Origin of the sequence: Brevundimonas sp. TWP2-1 (assembly GCF_049897645.1) — a bacterium.
Taxonomy (GTDB): Bacteria; Pseudomonadota; Alphaproteobacteria; order Caulobacterales; family Caulobacteraceae; genus Brevundimonas.
Map to the genome: position 1 here is coordinate 1,120,437 of NZ_JAFCWR010000002.1, position 16,668 is coordinate 1,137,104.

12 protein-coding genes are annotated in these 16,668 nt (G+C 65.1%); 2 read left to right on the plus strand and 10 right to left on the minus strand.

Features of this window, described 5'->3' with window-relative positions:
* Positions 1 to 159: 159 nt before the first annotated feature.
* Entirely contained in the window at positions 160 to 1,797 is a 1,638-nt protein-coding gene (locus ACP7BH_RS15885; RefSeq protein WP_425986831.1) for a 3-(methylthio)propionyl-CoA ligase, read from the plus strand.
* Between the two features lie 119 nt (positions 1,798 to 1,916).
* On the opposite strand, the gene ACP7BH_RS15890 is transcribed toward ACP7BH_RS15885, so the two are convergent.
* The 10 genes from ACP7BH_RS15890 to ACP7BH_RS15935 form a co-directional block, all read right to left on the minus strand.
* On the minus strand, positions 1,917 to 2,105 hold the full coding sequence (locus ACP7BH_RS15890; protein ID WP_425987088.1) for a helix-turn-helix domain-containing protein: 189 nt from the start codon (positions 2,103 to 2,105) through the stop codon (positions 1,917 to 1,919).
* 94 nt (positions 2,106 to 2,199) lie between these two features.
* Entirely contained in the window at positions 2,200 to 3,900 is a 1,701-nt protein-coding gene (locus tag ACP7BH_RS15895; protein ID WP_425986833.1) for an ATP-binding protein, read from the minus strand.
* 225 nt (positions 3,901 to 4,125) lie between these two features.
* The gene (locus ACP7BH_RS15900; RefSeq protein ID WP_425986835.1) at positions 4,126 to 4,509 is read right to left on the minus strand and encodes a nuclear transport factor 2 family protein; all 384 of its coding nucleotides are present in this window, start codon (positions 4,507 to 4,509) and stop codon (positions 4,126 to 4,128) included.
* Complete coding sequence (locus ACP7BH_RS15905; protein WP_425986837.1) at positions 4,502 to 5,827, minus strand: sugar MFS transporter; 1,326 nt, start codon at positions 5,825 to 5,827, stop codon at positions 4,502 to 4,504. The genes ACP7BH_RS15900 and ACP7BH_RS15905 overlap by 8 nt, the downstream gene beginning before the upstream one ends.
* A 49-nt stretch (positions 5,828 to 5,876) precedes the next feature.
* Positions 5,877 to 7,487, minus strand: a complete 1,611-nt coding sequence (treF, locus tag ACP7BH_RS15910) for an alpha,alpha-trehalase TreF (RefSeq protein ID WP_425986839.1) — start codon at positions 7,485 to 7,487, stop codon at positions 5,877 to 5,879.
* A gap of 103 nt (positions 7,488 to 7,590) precedes the next feature.
* Complete coding sequence (locus ACP7BH_RS15915; protein WP_008260296.1) at positions 7,591 to 8,703, minus strand: alpha/beta hydrolase; 1,113 nt, start codon at positions 8,701 to 8,703, stop codon at positions 7,591 to 7,593.
* Positions 8,700 to 10,058 (minus strand): glycoside hydrolase family 1 protein, encoded by a 1,359-nt coding sequence (locus ACP7BH_RS15920; RefSeq protein WP_425986841.1) that lies wholly within the window; start codon positions 10,056 to 10,058, stop codon positions 8,700 to 8,702. Before ACP7BH_RS15920 ends, ACP7BH_RS15915 begins: the two co-directional genes overlap by 4 nt.
* Positions 10,055 to 11,710 carry a long-chain-fatty-acid--CoA ligase gene (locus ACP7BH_RS15925; RefSeq protein WP_372691484.1) on the minus strand — a complete coding sequence of 552 codons (1,656 nt, stop codon included), beginning with the start codon at positions 11,708 to 11,710 and terminating at the stop codon, positions 10,055 to 10,057. The genes ACP7BH_RS15920 and ACP7BH_RS15925 overlap by 4 nt, the downstream gene beginning before the upstream one ends.
* Before the next feature lie 3 nt (positions 11,711 to 11,713).
* Positions 11,714 to 13,090 carry an alpha/beta hydrolase family protein gene (locus ACP7BH_RS15930; protein ID WP_425986843.1) on the minus strand — a complete coding sequence of 459 codons (1,377 nt, stop codon included), beginning with the start codon at positions 13,088 to 13,090 and terminating at the stop codon, positions 11,714 to 11,716.
* 16 nt (positions 13,091 to 13,106) lie between these two features.
* On the minus strand, positions 13,107 to 15,344 hold the full coding sequence (locus tag ACP7BH_RS15935) for a TonB-dependent receptor (RefSeq protein ID WP_425986844.1): 2,238 nt from the start codon (positions 15,342 to 15,344) through the stop codon (positions 13,107 to 13,109).
* A 215-nt stretch (positions 15,345 to 15,559) separates the two neighbouring features.
* Between ACP7BH_RS15935 and ACP7BH_RS15940 the strand changes: the two genes are divergently transcribed.
* Positions 15,560 to 16,273 (plus strand): TetR/AcrR family transcriptional regulator, encoded by a 714-nt coding sequence (locus tag ACP7BH_RS15940; RefSeq protein ID WP_425986845.1) that lies wholly within the window; start codon positions 15,560 to 15,562, stop codon positions 16,271 to 16,273.
* Positions 16,274 to 16,668 lie beyond the last annotated feature (395 nt).

The window sequence follows — 16,668 nt, forward strand, 5'->3', positions numbered from 1 at the left end:
GTGCATCTCAAGCGGGGCAAGCCTTATTCGATGGCGCCCGATCGCTGGATCAGCAGCTGTTTCAGGAAGAACTGGCGACTGTCGTGCTGATCAATCTGTTAAAAATTATTGGATCAAACGTTTTATAACCTTGGCATTTGAGTAGTTGGGAGAAATCCAGTGTTTGGACTTATGATGGACCGTCCGTTGCTGATATCGCAACTGATTGAACACGCGGCGGAGTATCACGGCGAAACAGAGATCGTTTCACGCTCGGTCGAGGGACCGATCCATCGTTATACCTACGCGGATGCGGGCCGGCGCTCACGCCGGCTCGCGAAAGCGCTGGCAGCATTGGGCGTCGCCCCGGGCGACCGGATCGGCACCCTCGCCTGGAACGGCTATCGGCATTTTGAAGTGTATTTCGCGGTCTCCGGCATCGGAGCCATTTGCCACACTATCAACCCGCGCCTGTTCCAGGAGCAGATCGCCTATATAATCAATGATGCAGAAGACCAGTTCATCTTCGCCGACCTCAACGTGCTCGCCATTCTCGAAGGCCTAGACAAGAGCTTGAGCGGCGTTCGCGGCATCATAGTGATGACAGATCGGGCGCACATGCCTGCGCAGAGCGTGCTAAAAAATCTGCTTTGTTACGAAGACCTCGTCATGGCTCAGGAAGAAACATTTGAATGGCCCGAGTTCGACGAGAACACCGCTGCCTCGCTTTGCTATACATCTGGGACGACTGGAAACCCAAAGGGCGTTCTTTACAGCCATCGATCGACAATACTTCATGCATTTGCGGTCAACGGCGCAAACGCCATAGGCCTGACGGCCGATGACACAATCCTCCCCGTTGTGCCGATGTTCCACGCCAATGCCTGGGGCATTCCCTACGCGGCGCCCATGGTCGGCGCCAAACTCGTGTTTCCGGGCTTCAAGATGGACGGCGCAAGTCTGTTTGAACTGTTCGAGGCTGAGGGGGTTACGGCAGCGGCTGGCGTACCGACGGTTTGGCTTGAGCTTCTGCGCTTCTGCGAAACCGAATCACGGAGCCTGGACTCGCTGCAACGAACACTGATTGGCGGATCGGCGCCGCCGCGCGCGATGATCGAACGGTTCGACAAGGCTCACGGGGTTCGGGTTCTTCAAGGTTGGGGCATGACCGAGATGAGCCCTCTGGGAACGATCACTTCCATGCGGCGCGGCGAGCGCGATTTGCCGGCGGAGGCGCAGTACGACCTTATCGCCAAACAGGGACGCCCGATCTTCGGCGTGAGTTTGAAGATCGTCGATGACGCCGGTCGCGCTTTGCCGAAGGACGGGGTCGCTTTCGGGGATTTGCTCGTTCGAGGTCCATGGATCTCGGGGTCCTACTTCCACGGCGTTGACCCTTCGGCATTCACAGAAGATGGGTGGTTCAAGACCGGGGACGTCTGCACGATCGACCCGCACGGTTATATGACCATCACTGATCGCTCCAAGGATGTGATCAAATCCGGCGGCGAGTGGATCGGTTCGATCGACCTTGAGAATATCGCGATGGGCCATCCGTCCGTGCAGGAGGCCGCGGTCATTGGCGTTCCACATCCCCAGTGGGACGAGCGTCCCCTGCTCATCGTCGTGAAGCGACCGGAGGCGGACGTGACCCGCGAGGACTTGTTGAAGACCTTTGAAGGCAAGGTCGCAAAATGGTGGATGCCGGACGACGTCGTCTTCGTCGAGGCCCTTCCGCACACCGCAACGGGAAAGCTTCTCAAATCAAGGTTGAGAGAGGAGTTTCGCGACTACAAGCCGATTTCAGCCGGGGAATGAAAGCGAAGGCGACATAGGCTGCTCATTCGCTCTGAACGAGGCGATCCATCGGCCTCATCTCATCGTTCAAACGGCGGTCAACCCGTAGGGTACGCGTTCGGTCAGTGCGTCAAGAAACATCAGCGTCGGAGACCGCGTTTCAGCGGCTCGGCGCCCAGAAAATGTTCGAGACGGACGACCCGCCCGCTGAGCGTAGATTTCGAGGCTCCGAGCAGTCGAGGCGCCTGTGTAAACCCTCCAGTCTCCACCTTGGCGAAGACATCCAGATCGCGAGGTCCAGCATCTGGGTCATCCGGCCAAAGGCGAATGCGCCAGAAGCGATCCGGACGGAGGCGTCGTCAGGGCGATAGCCGGTCGGATGTTCCTCGGGTCCGCGAACCACCGCCCCACATTCGAGAGCGCTCACGCCGTGAGCCTTGAGACGAGCCTGAGCAGATCGGCGGGGCGGATGGGTTTGGACAGGTATTCGTCGGCCCCTGAATCGGATGCGGCCGCGATGTGCTCGGGCATGACGTTGGCCGACAGGATGGCGATCGGGGTTCGCGCGAGGCCCAAGCGTTCTTCGAGGGCGCGAATCTCCCGGACGGCGGTCAGCCCGTCCATAACCGGCATCTGCATGTCCATAAGGACGAGGTCGAACCGTCCGGACTGGAAGGCGGCGACGGCTTCGGCGCCGTCGACGGCCGTGGTGCAGCGCGAGCCTATCTGCTCGAGGATCATCGTGGCCACCTTGAGATTGATCGGATGATCGTCGGCGATCAGGACGGTGAGGGTACGGCCGATCTCGATCTCGTCGCCTTCGATGACGATCGATCCGGACGGCTCGCAGGGCTCGAACGGGAGGTCGATCCAGAATGTCGCCCCCTCGCCCGGGATGCTGTCATAGCCGATCCGTCCTTTCATGAGGCAGACGAGTTCGCGGGAGATGGCCAGCCCAAGGCCGGAACCGCCGAATTTGCGCGTGATCGTGCCGTCGGCCTGCTGGAAGCGGGCGAAGAGATCGCCGGAGGCCTGTGGGTCGAACCCGACCCCGGTGTCGGCGACCACTACCCGGACACAGCCGGCCTCGGGCAGGGTGACGATGACGGTGACCTGGCCCCGCGTCGTGAACTTCACCGCGTTCGAGATCAGGTTGTTCAGGACCTGACGCAGACGATTGCCGTCACCTAAGATGAAGCGATCGGCGTCCTCCGGCAGTTCGAGGACGACGGCGACTCCCTTCTCCTGCGCGCGCAGGGTGAACAGGGCGCAGGCCGAGCGAACCATGTCCCCGAAATGGTAGGGGACGTATTCGAGGGTGACCTCACCGGCCTCGATGCGGGCCATGTCCAGGATGTCGGACAGCAGGGTGGTCAGGGTGTCCGCTGAGGACTGGATGATCTGGACGAGTTCACGATCCGGTGCCGAGAGCGGAGATCGCGCCAGCAGATGGACCATGCTCACCACGCCGTTGAGAGGCGTTCGTATCTCATGGCTCATGTTGGCTAGGAACTGGCTCTTGGAGACGTTGGCGCTTTCGGCCGTCAGCCGCCCCTGCTCCATGAGCCGGAGTTTCTGGGCCAGCTGGTTCGAGGCGGCGATCGCAAGCACGACGAACAGCAGGCCGGCGACGCCCATCTGGGCGGTGAGCCATGGCGGATGGCCGGCCATCAGCACCGAGGCGGTGACGGCGCAGAAGCAACCAATGTGGGGCAGGATGGAGGCCCAGGTCAGGTGCCGGGAGCCTGCGCAGGCGATCACGCCGTTCACTATGGCGCCGGCGATAACAAGGATGGCGGCGATCACCGAGAGATCCTGGCCGCCGAAGGCCTGCCGGACTGCAAAGGCGCCGAAGACGAGATTGTTGAGGGCGATGAAGCCGACCGCCCGCCATGCCCAGACGGTCGAGGGCGTCCAGTCCTCCGACTTCCGCGACACCCGAAAGCCCCAGAACTCGAGCGCCTGGAGGATCGAGTAGACCAGCAGCCAGGCCAAAGCGAAGGGCCACCCTGTCATAGTGAAGAAGGCCACGGCGATGACCACGCCGAGTCCGATCCGGGTTCGCCACTGCCGGGCTCGCGCCACCATGGCGCCGCCAAGACGGCTGAGATCGCCCTGGTTCATGTCATCGCCCCTTCACGGGCGCCCGAGAGCCATTGCGACCATCGAATCAACGCGTTCGCGCAAGCCTGGCGCCGGAAGACACCGACGGCCAGGAGCGGCACCATAACAGCATGCTGAACAGCGCGACGAGGCCGACGACGCCCCCAGCGCGCCATTGAGTGCCCGCCCACCCCGGCTCACACGACCGTTCACGGTCCGGAAATTCGCTGTCTGCTGTCAGGCCGCTCAACTGAGATCCACGATCCTGACGAGCCGGTCGCCGGAGATGGTGAAAAACGACGCTCCGCGCAGCACCACGCGCTCCCCGGCCCTGAACTCTCCGAGGTCCACGGCCGGCGTACCGGTCCAGTCCACCTCGGGCGCCACATGATCCCCGGCGATGACCGCAGTTCGAACCTCCAGCCGCCGGAGCGTGAAGGTTTCCGCCGCCTGGGCTGCGAGGCGGGCGAAGGCATCGCGCCCGTCGATGCGCAAGGAGGGCCTGGTGTTCGAGACGTTTTCGAACACCACCGTCTCCGAGACGCACGCGACCAGGGCCTCCATATCCCTCCGATTGTAGGCGTCGAGATATCGGTGGATGATGTCCGGCAGGGCGGTCCGTTCAGGCATTGCCGGGCTCCTGGCTCGCGGACCAAGACATGTCGCTGACATCCTTCCCGATGCCCCCGCAATACCGCGCATAGAGGGCAATGACGATGTAGCAGACCACCGGAATGACGAAAGCGATCCGCAGGGTTGAGACGTCTGCGACATAGCCTGTCAGCGGCGGGACGATGGCCCCGCCGACGATGGCCATACAGATGATGCCGGACCCCTCCGCTGCGCGTTTACCGAGACCGGCGGAAGCCAGGGTGAAGATGGTCGGGAACATCACCGCATTGAACAGGCCGACGGCGAGCAGCGCGTAGCCGGAAATTGCGCCGGTCGTGAACACCGACAGGGCGATCAACACAACGGCGCCAAGGGCGACGCTGGCCAGTACCTTCCATGGGGCGATGAACCGCATGACCCACGCGCCGATGAAGCGACCGACCAGGGCGCCGCCCCAGTAGAGGGCGAGGCGCTCGCCGGCGCCCTGTGCCGGCAGGGCCAGGGTGTCGGCCTGCATCAGATAGTTGGTCATCAGGCTGGCGACCGCGACCTCGGCGCCGACATAGACGAAGATGCCCAGAGCTCCGAAGGCGAAGCGTGGCTGCTTGAGCAGGTTGAAGGCGCTGAGGAAGCCGATGGTCGGCGCCTGGTCTTCCACCAGACGATTGCGATTCAGCCAGACCACACCAGCGACGACCGCCAGGGCCACGGCTATGCCGATGTAGGCGTGGGTGATGACGGCGGATTCCGCAGCGCGGTAGGCGGTCAGGGCCGTTCCGCTCAACTCCGCGGCGCTCACCGTCGCCAGCGACCCCAGGATCAGCGTGGCGCCGACCCAGGGAAAGAGTGTGGTGCCGAGCGAGTTGAAGGCTTGGGCGAAGGTCAGACGGCTCGAGGCGGTGTCGGGCGCGCCCAGCATGGAGATCAGCGGATTGGCGACGACCTGGACCAGGGTCACCCCCGCCGCCAGGACGAACAGGGCGCCGAGGAAGGCCCCGAACAGGCCCGCGTTGGCGGCAGGAATGAACATCAGGCAGCCGGCCATCATGATCAGCAGGCCGACCACGGCGCCGCGCATGTAGCCGACTTTCTGGACGAGGGCGGCCGCTGGCAGGGAGACGATGAAATAGGCGGCGAAAAAGGCCGTCTGGATCAACATCGCCTGGAAATAGCTGAGCGAATAGAGCTCCTTCAGCTTGGGCACCAAGACGTCATTGAGGCTGGTGATGCCGCCGAAGATGAAGAACAGCCCGAAGACGAACCATTGCAGATAGCCGACGCCTCCCTTCGGGCCGCTCGACGACGGGACGGTGTCATTTGCGGGCGTGGCGATCATGGGGTGGTTTCCGGTCAAGGGCGGCGTCTTTTGGAAGCGGGGCTTTGTGTCAGGGCGCCGTCGGCGCGGTTTCGGACACGACGTCTGGATAGCGATCCAGAAGGACGCGGGTGACCCCGTTGGTCCAGCCAAAGCCGTCCTGCAGCGGATACTCCCCGCCGCCGCCCGGGCGCTGTTGCTCGACGTCGTATTTCTCGAGCATCTTGCCGGTCTCGCGGTAGACGCGGTCGACCGTGCCGAGCCAGCGCGTGCCAATGGTCTCGGCTGTGGCGCGATGCCCGTAACGGTCGAGGCCCGAGATTGCGACCCATTGCAGCGGCGCCCAGCCGTTGGGAGCGTCCCACTGCTGTCCGGTGGTCAGGGCGGTGGTGCGCAGGCCGCCGGGCGCGATCAGGACGGCCTCGGTCTGGCGCGCCGTGTCGCGGGCTTGGCTGCGGTTCGCCCAACCCGTGAACAGGGGATAGAGGCCCGCTGCGGAGACGCTCGACGTCATCCGGCCGGTCCGGCGGTCCCAGTCTCCGAAGCGGCGCTCCGAAACGCTCCAAAGGTACCTGTTCATGGCGCGTTTTCGGGCTCCCGCGCGGCGATCGAAGTCCCGCACGCAGGCGCGCTCAGCCAGGGCCCGGCAGTGGGCAGCAATGGTCCGCTCGAGTGTCCAGAGCAGGCTGTTGAGGTCGACCGGCACGATCTCGGTCGTGTGCAGGGTGGCGATGTTCTGAGGATCGTCGAACCAGCGCGAGCTGAAGTCCCAACCGCTCTCCGCCCCGGAGCGCAGGTCGCGATAGACCTCTGCAGCGGACCGGCCCGTCGCCTCGCGCGCTGTGGCGACGTCCTCGGCCCAGCTTTCATCGCGCGGCGTGTCGCGGGAGTCCCAGTAGCGGTTGAGCAGGGCGCCGTCCGGCATCCGCACGACGTGGTCGCAGGCGCCGGTCGCGGCGACGCAGTCGGCCCCCTTCATCCAGAAGGCGTACTCACCCTGCATCGCCGAGAGCTGGGTCCGGCGACTTCCGGAGTCCGTGCGGTCGGACAGTCCGACCATCAGGGCGAAGAATGGCGGCTGAGACCGGCTCAGATAATAGGTCCGCGCGCCATTGGGGATGTGCCCGTGTTCGGCAATCAGGACCTCGAAATTCTCCAGCATGGACTCGACCAGGGCGTCCTGCCCGTCAGCCTTAAGGCCCAGCATCGTGAAATAGGTGTCCCAGTAGTAGATCTCGCGGAAGCGGCCGCCGGGGACGACGTAGGGCGACGGCAGGGCCAAGGCCGAAGAGCCCTCGACGGGCTCCAGCGGCGCGCGTGTCAGCACAGGCCAAAGCGCCGCGATATGGGCCCGCAGCGACAGGCCTTCCGCAACGAGAGGGGTATCCGGTGTGGGCGACGCGTCCGGGACGATGAAACGGGCCTCGACGAAGGCCCGCAGGGCTGCTTCGCCCTCCGGGCGTTCGCGCGCGTAGTCCGCCATGATCTCGGCCACGGGGCGGCGGGGCACGGCGTCCACGAAGGTCTTGCCGTCCCCGAACACCTTGCCGGCCTGAATCGCTTCGAACAGGGGACCATAGAGGTCGGCGGGCGTCGGGTCGGATACCCGCGCCGCAGTCAGCACAGTCGCGGCCGCGACGGCCAGGACAAGACGATGGAGGAAAGGGCCTGTCGAGAACATCAGGGGAGACTCTGGAAATTGACCGAGGGCCGGCCTGGCGCACAAGCGCAGGCAGCGGGCTCTCTGTTTGGGGTCAGGGAGGCAGAAAACCTGCGGTTGCGGGTCACGGCCGTGCGGCGTCCCGGGCCGTTGCGGCGGGCGGTTCGCCAAGATGCTGATCGAAGAACCGTGCGATCAGCCCATATGCCTCCTTCGACTCCGGCAAATCCGGCCAGACGAAGAAGGCGTGCCACAGACCGTCGAACAGGAAGAGGTGGGACTCGACACCGACCGCCGCCAGCCGGCGATGCATGGTCGTCAGGGTGGAGGCGGCGAAGTCGCGACCGCCGGCGAGCAGCAGGGTGGGTGGAAAACGCGCGATGACGGCGTCGTCGGTCGCGGGATAGGCCTCCGGGTCATCCAGCGCCACTCCCTCCATATACTTGTTGGGGATGCCGATGCTTTCCGCGGCGGCGGGCGGCGGCGCCGTGCCGCCCGTCGTCGCCTGGCCGAGGAAGATGCTGTCCCCGCCATAACCCGAGCCCGTTCCGCAGAAGGTGCCGATTGCGCCGGGGGCAGGCAGGTCGTGGGTCTGGAACCAGGCGGTCGCCTGGGCGACGACGACGCCGCCGGCCGAGCAGCCATAGAGGCCGATGTTTTCGGGCCGATAGGTCTTCAACAGCTCGCGATAGACGGCGGCGACATCCTCCGACGCGGCGGGATAGCGGTGCTCGGGCGCCAGACGATAATCGACAGCCACCACCTTGATCCGGCCGACCGCCGCGACGGGAATGGCCTCGACCAGCGCGCCGCTGCCCGATCCCCACATCCAGGCGCCGCCATGGACATTGATCAGGACCCGATCCGTATTCCGCTCCGACACGCCTTCGGTCGGCATGACGACGTCGACCGGCACGCCGCCCAGGGTCAGTCGCTCCTCGCGCGTCGAATAGAGGGCTCGCATTTCTGCGAGGCGGTCGTCGTTGTAGCGCCCGTAGTGCGCTCGAGCCCTGGCGATATCGTCTCCGAAGACGAAGGGCGGTTCATGCATCAGCCGACCCGCCAAAACGCGCGCCTCGGGGCTGGCGAAGTTGGAATAGGGCAGGACAATCGGCGGGAGATGCGCAGTGGACGGGTCCTCGACGGCACCGGCCGCCGGGGCCTGCGCCAGGGCTGAAGACGTTCCGGCAATCAATGCGGCCAAGACGGCCGCTACGAGGCGGATCCGGTTCATCATGAAGCGAGCCCCTGAGATCGAGAAAGGTCAGACCCGGCGATATCCGCGAGGACGCGAGCGCTCGGCTTGACCGTGCGTTTGAACGTCGTGCGATCCACGGCCACGAGCCCGAACTTTGGACCATAGCCGGCGAACCACTCGAAATTATCCAGCAGCGACCAGTGCAGATAGCCAATCACCGGCACGCCGTCGCTCCGGGCCGCGAGGACGGCCGCCGTCGCTGCGGGGATGAAGCGTGCCCTCACGCGATCGTCCTCAGTCGCCAGCCCATTCTCCGTGACGAGGATCGGGCGGCCGGTCTGCGTATAAGCGTAGCGGATCGAGCTGCCGATGGCCTGCGGATAGAATTCGTCGCCCATCTGGGTCCGCTCCGCGCCTTCGGGTACGGGGAGCGGACCCTCGGCGCCGATCAGGCTGCGGCTGTAAGTCTGGACACCCAGAAAATCATCTTGGCGTGCCTCTGCGAAGAAGGGCGCATAGACTGCCGCTCTCTTGTCCTCGATCCGGCTGTCAGCGTCTTCGGCCTGATCGTCCGGAATGGCCAGGGTCATGCCGACCGGAAGGTCGGGTCGAACTGTCTTGATCGCCCGTCGCGCCAATCGGTGCGCCTCCAGGACGGGGGCGACCATAGCCGCCGCATCTCCCGTGTTCATCAGGGAGAAGCGGTCCGACCCGCTGGCCTTCGCTGCGGCCGCGAGCATATCCGTCATGGTCTGGCGAACCGTCGGGTCCGGGGTTCGGCCCCATTCGCCCAGAAGCTGGAGATTGGGTTCGTTGAACGTCACGACATGGCTGACGCCTTCGCCCAGGTGGCGAATGACCCGCTCGGCGTGGCGGGCGAAGGTCGTCGGCGCATCCAGGTGGAACCAGCCGCCTTTGGCCGCGAACCAGCGCGGCGAGGTGAAGTGGCTGAGGGTGACGATGGGGGCCAGACCCGCCTCACGGCAGGCGACGACCATGCGCCGGTAGTGCTCCAGGGCCGACAGGGAGACCTGGCCCTCGGCGGGCTCGATGCGGGACCATTCGACGGAGAACCGATAGGCGTTGAGGTTCAGTGACCGGACGATTTCCACGTCCTCGCTCCAGCGCTCGAAGCTGTCGCAGGCATCGCCGGACGGCTCGCTGAACAGGGTCGGCTTGACCTGTTCAAGCAGCCAGATGTCGCTGGCAACATTGTTGCCCTCGACCTGGTGCCCGGCGGTCGCCGCACCCCACAAAAAAGGCACCGCGCCCTCGCCGCGAACGGCGTTTGCCGCGGCGGGGGCCGCTGACGTCCGGGTGGCGAGGGCGGCGGCGAGTGTCCCGGCCGTCAGGATGGCGCGCCGGCTCGGGGTGGGGGAGGATAGGCGGGTCATGAGGCGCTCCGGCTGTCGAGAACGTCTTCTCCCAGGCGAAGACGCAGCAGCTTCTTGTCGATCTTGCCCACGCTGGTGCGCGGCAGGGCCTCGATCAGGATCAGCCGATCGGGCGCCGCCCAGCGGCTGAGCTGGCCGGCGGTCACCATGGGTGACATCCGGTCTTTTAGGGTCTGGAGCGAGGGTGTGCAGCCGGGGCGCGCCACCGCGAAGAGCACGGGGCGTTCGCCCCATCGCGCGTCCGGTGCGCCGACGACGGCCGCCTCGGCGATGTCCGGATCTCGCAGCGCCAGATCCTCGATCTCGGCGGAGGAGACCCATTCGCCGCCCGTCTTGATGACATCCTTCAACCGGTCGCAGATGACGATGTCGCCCTGCGGCTCACGTGTGGCCACATCCTGGGTATGCAGCCAGCCGCCGGACCACAGAGCCTTGCCGGCTTGGGCGCTGTTGGGGTAGGACTGTGTCAGCCAGGGCGCGCGTACGACGATCTCGCCCTGTCCATTCGCCACGCCGGAAACATCCTCGCCGCTCTCGTCGTGCAGCCGGATTTGCACCAGGGGAATCGGACGGCCGGCCCAACGGCGAACCGTTTCCGGTGGCCGGACATCCTCCAGGTCATGCCGCGACAGGGTCAGCACTGGGCACGTCTCCGACATTCCGTAGCCGGCCACGGCGGTGATCCCGGCGGCGGCGGCGGCGCGCATCAGGGACTCAGGCAGGGCCGATCCGCCGATGATGATGGTCCATGGCCCGAGCCGGGCGTCGGGCCCCGCTTCATCCAGCATCATCTGCAGGATCGTCGGCACGCAGTGGGAATAGGTGACAGCCTCGTCCCGCTTCAGCGCCAGCAGGCGGGCGGGAACGTAGCGTCCCGGATAGACCTGTTTAAGCCCCAGCAGGGTCGCCACATAGGGCAGACCCCAGGCGTGGACATGGAACATCGGCGTCACCGGCATGTAGACCGACTCACGCCACAGCCCCTGTTCGACCGGCTGCTGCCCCATGGCAAGACCCACCGCCAGCGTGTGAAGCACGAGCTGGCGGTGGCTGAAGGTCACGGCCTTGGGCAGGCCCGTGGTGCCCGTGGTGTGGAAGGTCGTGGCCAGGGCGTTCTCGTCGAAATCGACGAAGGAAAAGATCGCATCGCTGGCTGACAGCAGGGCCTCATAGTCGCCGACTCTGGTCTCGACCTCGACCTCGACGGCGACGCCGTCGTGGCAGGTTATGATGACGCAGCCCGGTTGAAGGGTCGGCCGCAGCGCCGCGAGATCGTCCGCGAAATCCGAATGGACGATGATTGCGCGCGGACGTGTGTCCTTGAGGACGTAGGCTATCTGATCCCGGGACATCCGCACGTTCACGGTCTGCAACACCGCCCCCATCATCGGGATGGCGAAATAGGCCTCCAGATAGCGATGACTGTCCCAGTCCATCACCGCGACGACGTCGCCCTGTTCCACCCCGTGGGCGGAGAGCACGGCGGCCAACCGCCCGATGCGGTGGTTCAGCGTTTGATAGTCGTGACGCCGGCCATCGGATCCGACGATCTCCCGCCCACTGCGGGCGTCCAGGGCGCTCTGCAGCAGATGCCGGATCAGCAGGGGATAGGCATAGGCGTCCGGCGCCGGATCCGCGAAGCGAAGCGCCATGGATTAGGGTGCCGGCGCCGCAGCCGGCATGACCGGGGTCGGCCGCTGGCCCGTGGTCGTCCAGGTCTGAAGGGCGTCGAAGGCGGCGCCGAGCTGACCCGGGGTGAAGCCGCAATGGGCCAGGCCGTCCAGTCCCGTGCCGGTGAGGGGCATGGTGATCTCGGGGACGGTGATGGCCAGCAGGCGATCGGCGTTGCCGGCGGCTTCGACCTTGCGGATCAGGCCCTCGAACTGGCTGTAGGGAACGAGGGAGTCGATGCGGTTGTGAATGGCGACGAGGGGGATGGAGAACCGGCCCGTCGAACGTCGCCAGCGATCCGCATAGGCCACTGCCGAGGGGGTGGCGCGGACACGGCCGATGTCGCGGTTGAGGGCTGCAGCCTCTTCGGCGGTCAGCAGGGGGCTGGCGTAGACCCTGGCCGAACTGTCGTAGATGCCCCCCCCGAAGGTCGCGTTCATATCGTCCATGCCGAGCGACACGGTCATGATCGGCACGATGAGGGAGGCGGGTTCCGGCGTGACGCCGGTGATTGAGGCGATCTTGTCGATGATCTGCGCCTCGCGTCCGCCCGGCGTCTCCTTTGCGGCCTTGAACAAGGCGGCGATCGGATCGGCGATCCGTTTCATCTGCACCAGACGGAAGGCTTCGTTGAGAACGCCGATGGCGTTGGGCGCGATCGGGGACAGGGCCGAGCGATTGAGGTCGGTCTCGCCGGGGAGGGCGTACTCGGTGTCGCGGGTATAGTAGGCGTAGAGGGCTCGCAGATCGATCAACAGGCCGACCTCATCGGTCCAGTTATCCACCAGACCGCAGCCGGACAGGGCGCCCTTGAAGGCCGTCGGCTCGGTCTCGATGATGGCCATTACGATATTGCCGCCCATCGAGCCGCCCGCCACATAGGCGTCCGTCACGCCCATTCTGTCGAGGAAGGCGCGGAGGCGCAGGGTGTTTTCGACGGCGGATTCGACGCCCACTCCGGCCTTGTCGAAATCGCTATGGGCGATGGCGAAGCCTTGGGCGTAGGCCCCCTTCATCAGGCCGCCAGACGGATCCTTGTCGGCCGGGTCCTCGGATACGGCGATGGAGCTGCCTGGCACCGAATAGCCGTGGGCGAAGACCAGGGCCTGGCCGTTCCAGTCGGCCGGAATAGCCATGGCGAAATGGTCGCCTTCGAGCTTTCCGTTGACGGTGAAGCCGCCATCCTCCCGGGTCTTGACCTCCACATCCGTCGCCTGCTGGGCCGAGGCCCTCGCCGCGAAGGAAGCCTGTGCCGGTTGCAGGTCGGCATTGGCCGGGGTGCTGCAGCCGGCGCCCGACAGGACGGCGGCGACGGCCAGGGCGGCGATAGACGCTCGCTTGAATCCGGGATGCGGCTTCATCAACATAGGGGGTCTCCTACCAGCTGTAGCGCAGGGTCACGCCGTACTGGCGCGGGTCGCCGAAGGCGGCGCCGACCAGACCTGTGGTGTTGTAGGTCGCGTTCGAGGTGACGCGGTATTCCTCGTCGGTGACATTGGTCCCGTACAGCGACAGGGCGACGTCGGATCCGGCGATATGCTCCCAGTCCAGACGCACGTTCAACAGGCCGTAGGCGGGAATGACCCCGAACGGCTGCAGGTCGGACGCTACCTGCTGATCGTCCTGCCAGGCGTAGGAGGCGCGCACGCTGACGTCGCCGATGGTCGAGGGGACGGGCAGGAACAGCTTGGCGTCCAGGCTGTACTTGGTCTCGGGGACATACTGGAAGGGGAAGCCGCTGCGATCGACGCCGAGACCGTCGATGTATTTGTCGTAGGTGGCGTCGTTGTAGGAATAGGTCGCCGTGATCGTCAGCGGCGCGATGGGTTGGATCACGCCCTCGAACTCGAACCCTTTCACCGTGGCCTCGGCGGCGTTGGTGATCAGTTGGGTGTTGAAGCCGCCGATCAGGGCGTAGTCGCTGCGCTGGATGTCCTCGTACTTCATGTAGAAGACCGCCAGGTTGGTGCGGGCATTGATCCCCGACGCCGACCAGTCGTGCTTCAGGCCGAGCTCGCCGTCCGTGACCGTCTCGGGCCGGATGTTGAACAGCGGGCTGGTGGCGCTGACCAGCAGCACCGAGGGGTTGATCCCGCCGCTCTTGTAGCCGTGACGGCTGACGCCATAGATCAGGGTGTCCGGCGTCGCCTGCCAGTCCAGTCCCAGTTGCCAGGTGCCGCCGTCGCTCTCACCGTCGAAGGCGCGACTGCAGTTGGGGAAGGCGAAGCCGGGATTGGTGCCGCAGGCATTGCCGAGTTGGGGAATGTAGATGCTGATGTCGCCGCCGAATTCGTCCCAGGTGTAGCGATAACCGGCGTTGGCGGTCAGGGTGTCCGTAATCGCATAGGTGAACTGACCATAGACGGCCTTGGAGCTGTCGTTGACGTGGGCGCTGTCCTGCACCAGGCTGATCGCGCCCAGATTGGCGCGCTGCACAAAGGTCAGGGGCGTGACGGTCGAGGTGTCGGAATAGAAGACGCCGGTCTGGAAGGTCAGCCGCCCCAGCTCGATCCGGGCCTGAAGCTCTTCGGTCCAGGTCTCGTTGTCGACATTCCAGCGACCGGGAATGGCGCCGTTCAGGTCGTTGATGACCAGGATCGAGGCGTCTCCATCCGAGCCGAAATCGGCGCGGGTGCGGGTGTAGCTGAGGACGTTCTTGAGGGTGATGTTGTCGGTCAGCTGGAAGGTGGTGTTGTTCAACGCCAGCAGAGTCTGGCTAACGTTCTTGGTGTCGGCGCTCAAGGCGATCCGGTCGTTGCCGCGCGCCTGCTGGGCCGCCAGCAGGGGGTTGAGCAGGGCCGCCACCGGGCCTGCCGGGTTGACAGCGAGCAGCACCGTGCCGGGGCCGTTCTCGTCGATGTCGACATAGTTGACGGCGGTGTAGCTGCTGATCCGGTCGTTCGGCTGGAACAGCAGGCCGCCGCGCAGGCTGAAGTTGTTGCGGTCGTTGTAGTCCTTGCCCGTGTTGACGTCGGTGACGAAGCCTTCGCGCTGGTCGAACTGGCCGGCCAGGCGCAGCGACAGGCTGTCGCTCAGTGGCAGGGTCACGGCGGCGCGCGCCGATCGGCGATCTAGATTGCCGACCGTCCCTTCGATGTAGCCGTCCGGCTCGAAGCCAGGCTTGACCGGGTCCAACAGGACCGCGCCGCCCGTGGTGTTGCGACCGAACAGGGTGCCCTGGGGGCCTTTCAGGACCTGGATGGACTGCAGGTCGAACAGCAGGCCCGGGCCGCTGGCCGTCGACGGCACCTCGGCGAAGTAGGCGACCACGCCCGGTCCGCCGCCCGTGCCCAGGCTGCCGATCCCGCCGATGCCGCGGATAGTGTAGTTTTCCTGGTTGCGGTTGGTGTTGCCGACAACACTGAGCGACGGGGTGAAGTTCTGCAGGTCCGTGCCGGTCTCGATGCCGCGCTGGCGCAAGCCTTCCTGGCTGAAGGCGGTGACGGCGACAGGCACGTCCTGGATGTTCTCCTCGGTCCGGCGGGCGGTGACGACGACTTCGTCGAGTGTCGTCGCCTGGGGTTCGGCCTGTGGCTCCGCCGTTTGGGCGAGAGCCGACGATGCGGCGAGAGCGAACGCGAGCGCACTGACGCCCGTCATAATGGTCTGCCGCATGGCGGTCCCCTTTTCCCTATGTGAACGGCCGGCTTGGCGTCGGCTCATTGGATGTCCGTCGATCGGACGCCGGGACTAAAGCCGAGGACATCTGGGGCGTCAACAAACTTTATTGGCGTCAAAATAAAGAAGTTTAACCGGCTGGTCTCGCCCGACCGTTCCTCCTATCAATCGGTCAGATCCGGTTTTCAGCCGGCACCGATGGCAGCGCCCTGATGACCGACAGTCTCGCCCGTCCCGCCAATACACGATTCGCCGCCCATCCTGAGAGGAAGCGTCCAGCCCGGCGCGCCCAGTCGGAACGGCGCGAGGAAGCCACCAACACCATCCTCGACGCGGCGGAGAAGCTCTTCGCCCTGCACGGCCGCGACGGCGTCACCCTCAAGGCGATCGCGACAGGGGCCAATGTCGATACGGCTCTTATCCATTACTATTTCGGCGACAAGGACCGGGTCTTCCGTGCGGTGTTCGCCCGTCGTTCAGGCGAGGTGAACGCGGCCCGGATTGCGGCCATGGACGCCTATGAGGCCCAGGTTGGCACAGACATGACCATCGAGGGCGTCCTCGATATCTTTCTGCGGCCCATCTATGAGATGGTCATCGACAAGGGGGAGGGCTGGGTCTATTTTGCCGCCATCGTCGGTCACGCCAACGCCTCCCATTTCGGCGGCAAGGACGTCATGGCCGAGAACTTCGACCCCATCGTCCAGCGCTTCATCGGCATGCTCAGGGCCCTGGCCCCGGAAGCGCCGCCCGAGCGGATTTACTGGTTCTTCGACCTCGTCTCATCCAGCCTTACCCACGGTTTGGCCCAGACGGGCCGGATCGACGACGTTTCGGGCGGGCTTTGCAAATCATCCGATCTGGGGGCCGCCCTGGAAACCATGATCACCGTGTTCAGCGAAGGATTCCGGTCAGTCGGCCGCTGAGGCGTCGGAGCGCTTCGCTGCAATCCCGATATCGACGCGACGCACAGACAACTTTTCAGCGGATATAACGGCCGGTTCGGAACGGCGCTTGGAGGCTCATGTAAGCTTCACGTGCCAGCGATACGCTTTCGCTAAGTGGGATTTGTCGGTGCCGCCGAGCCGCCGTCCTCAGGCAAGAGCGGGGCTGACTGTTGCGAGAAGAGGCTCACGCTGCGGGCAGATTTGATCCTGGACGCGACTGCACAGTGGGAACGCCAGATAGCGGGCGACAAACCCTCGATGTAAGGGGAGGCACCACGAAGCGGAAGGGTCGCGCAGCCAAGCAAAGAAAGCATTTGGCGAACCTCGAGCGTCTTCATCCGGTTTCAGGCAGCCAGCGTAAGAACGAGAAGTCG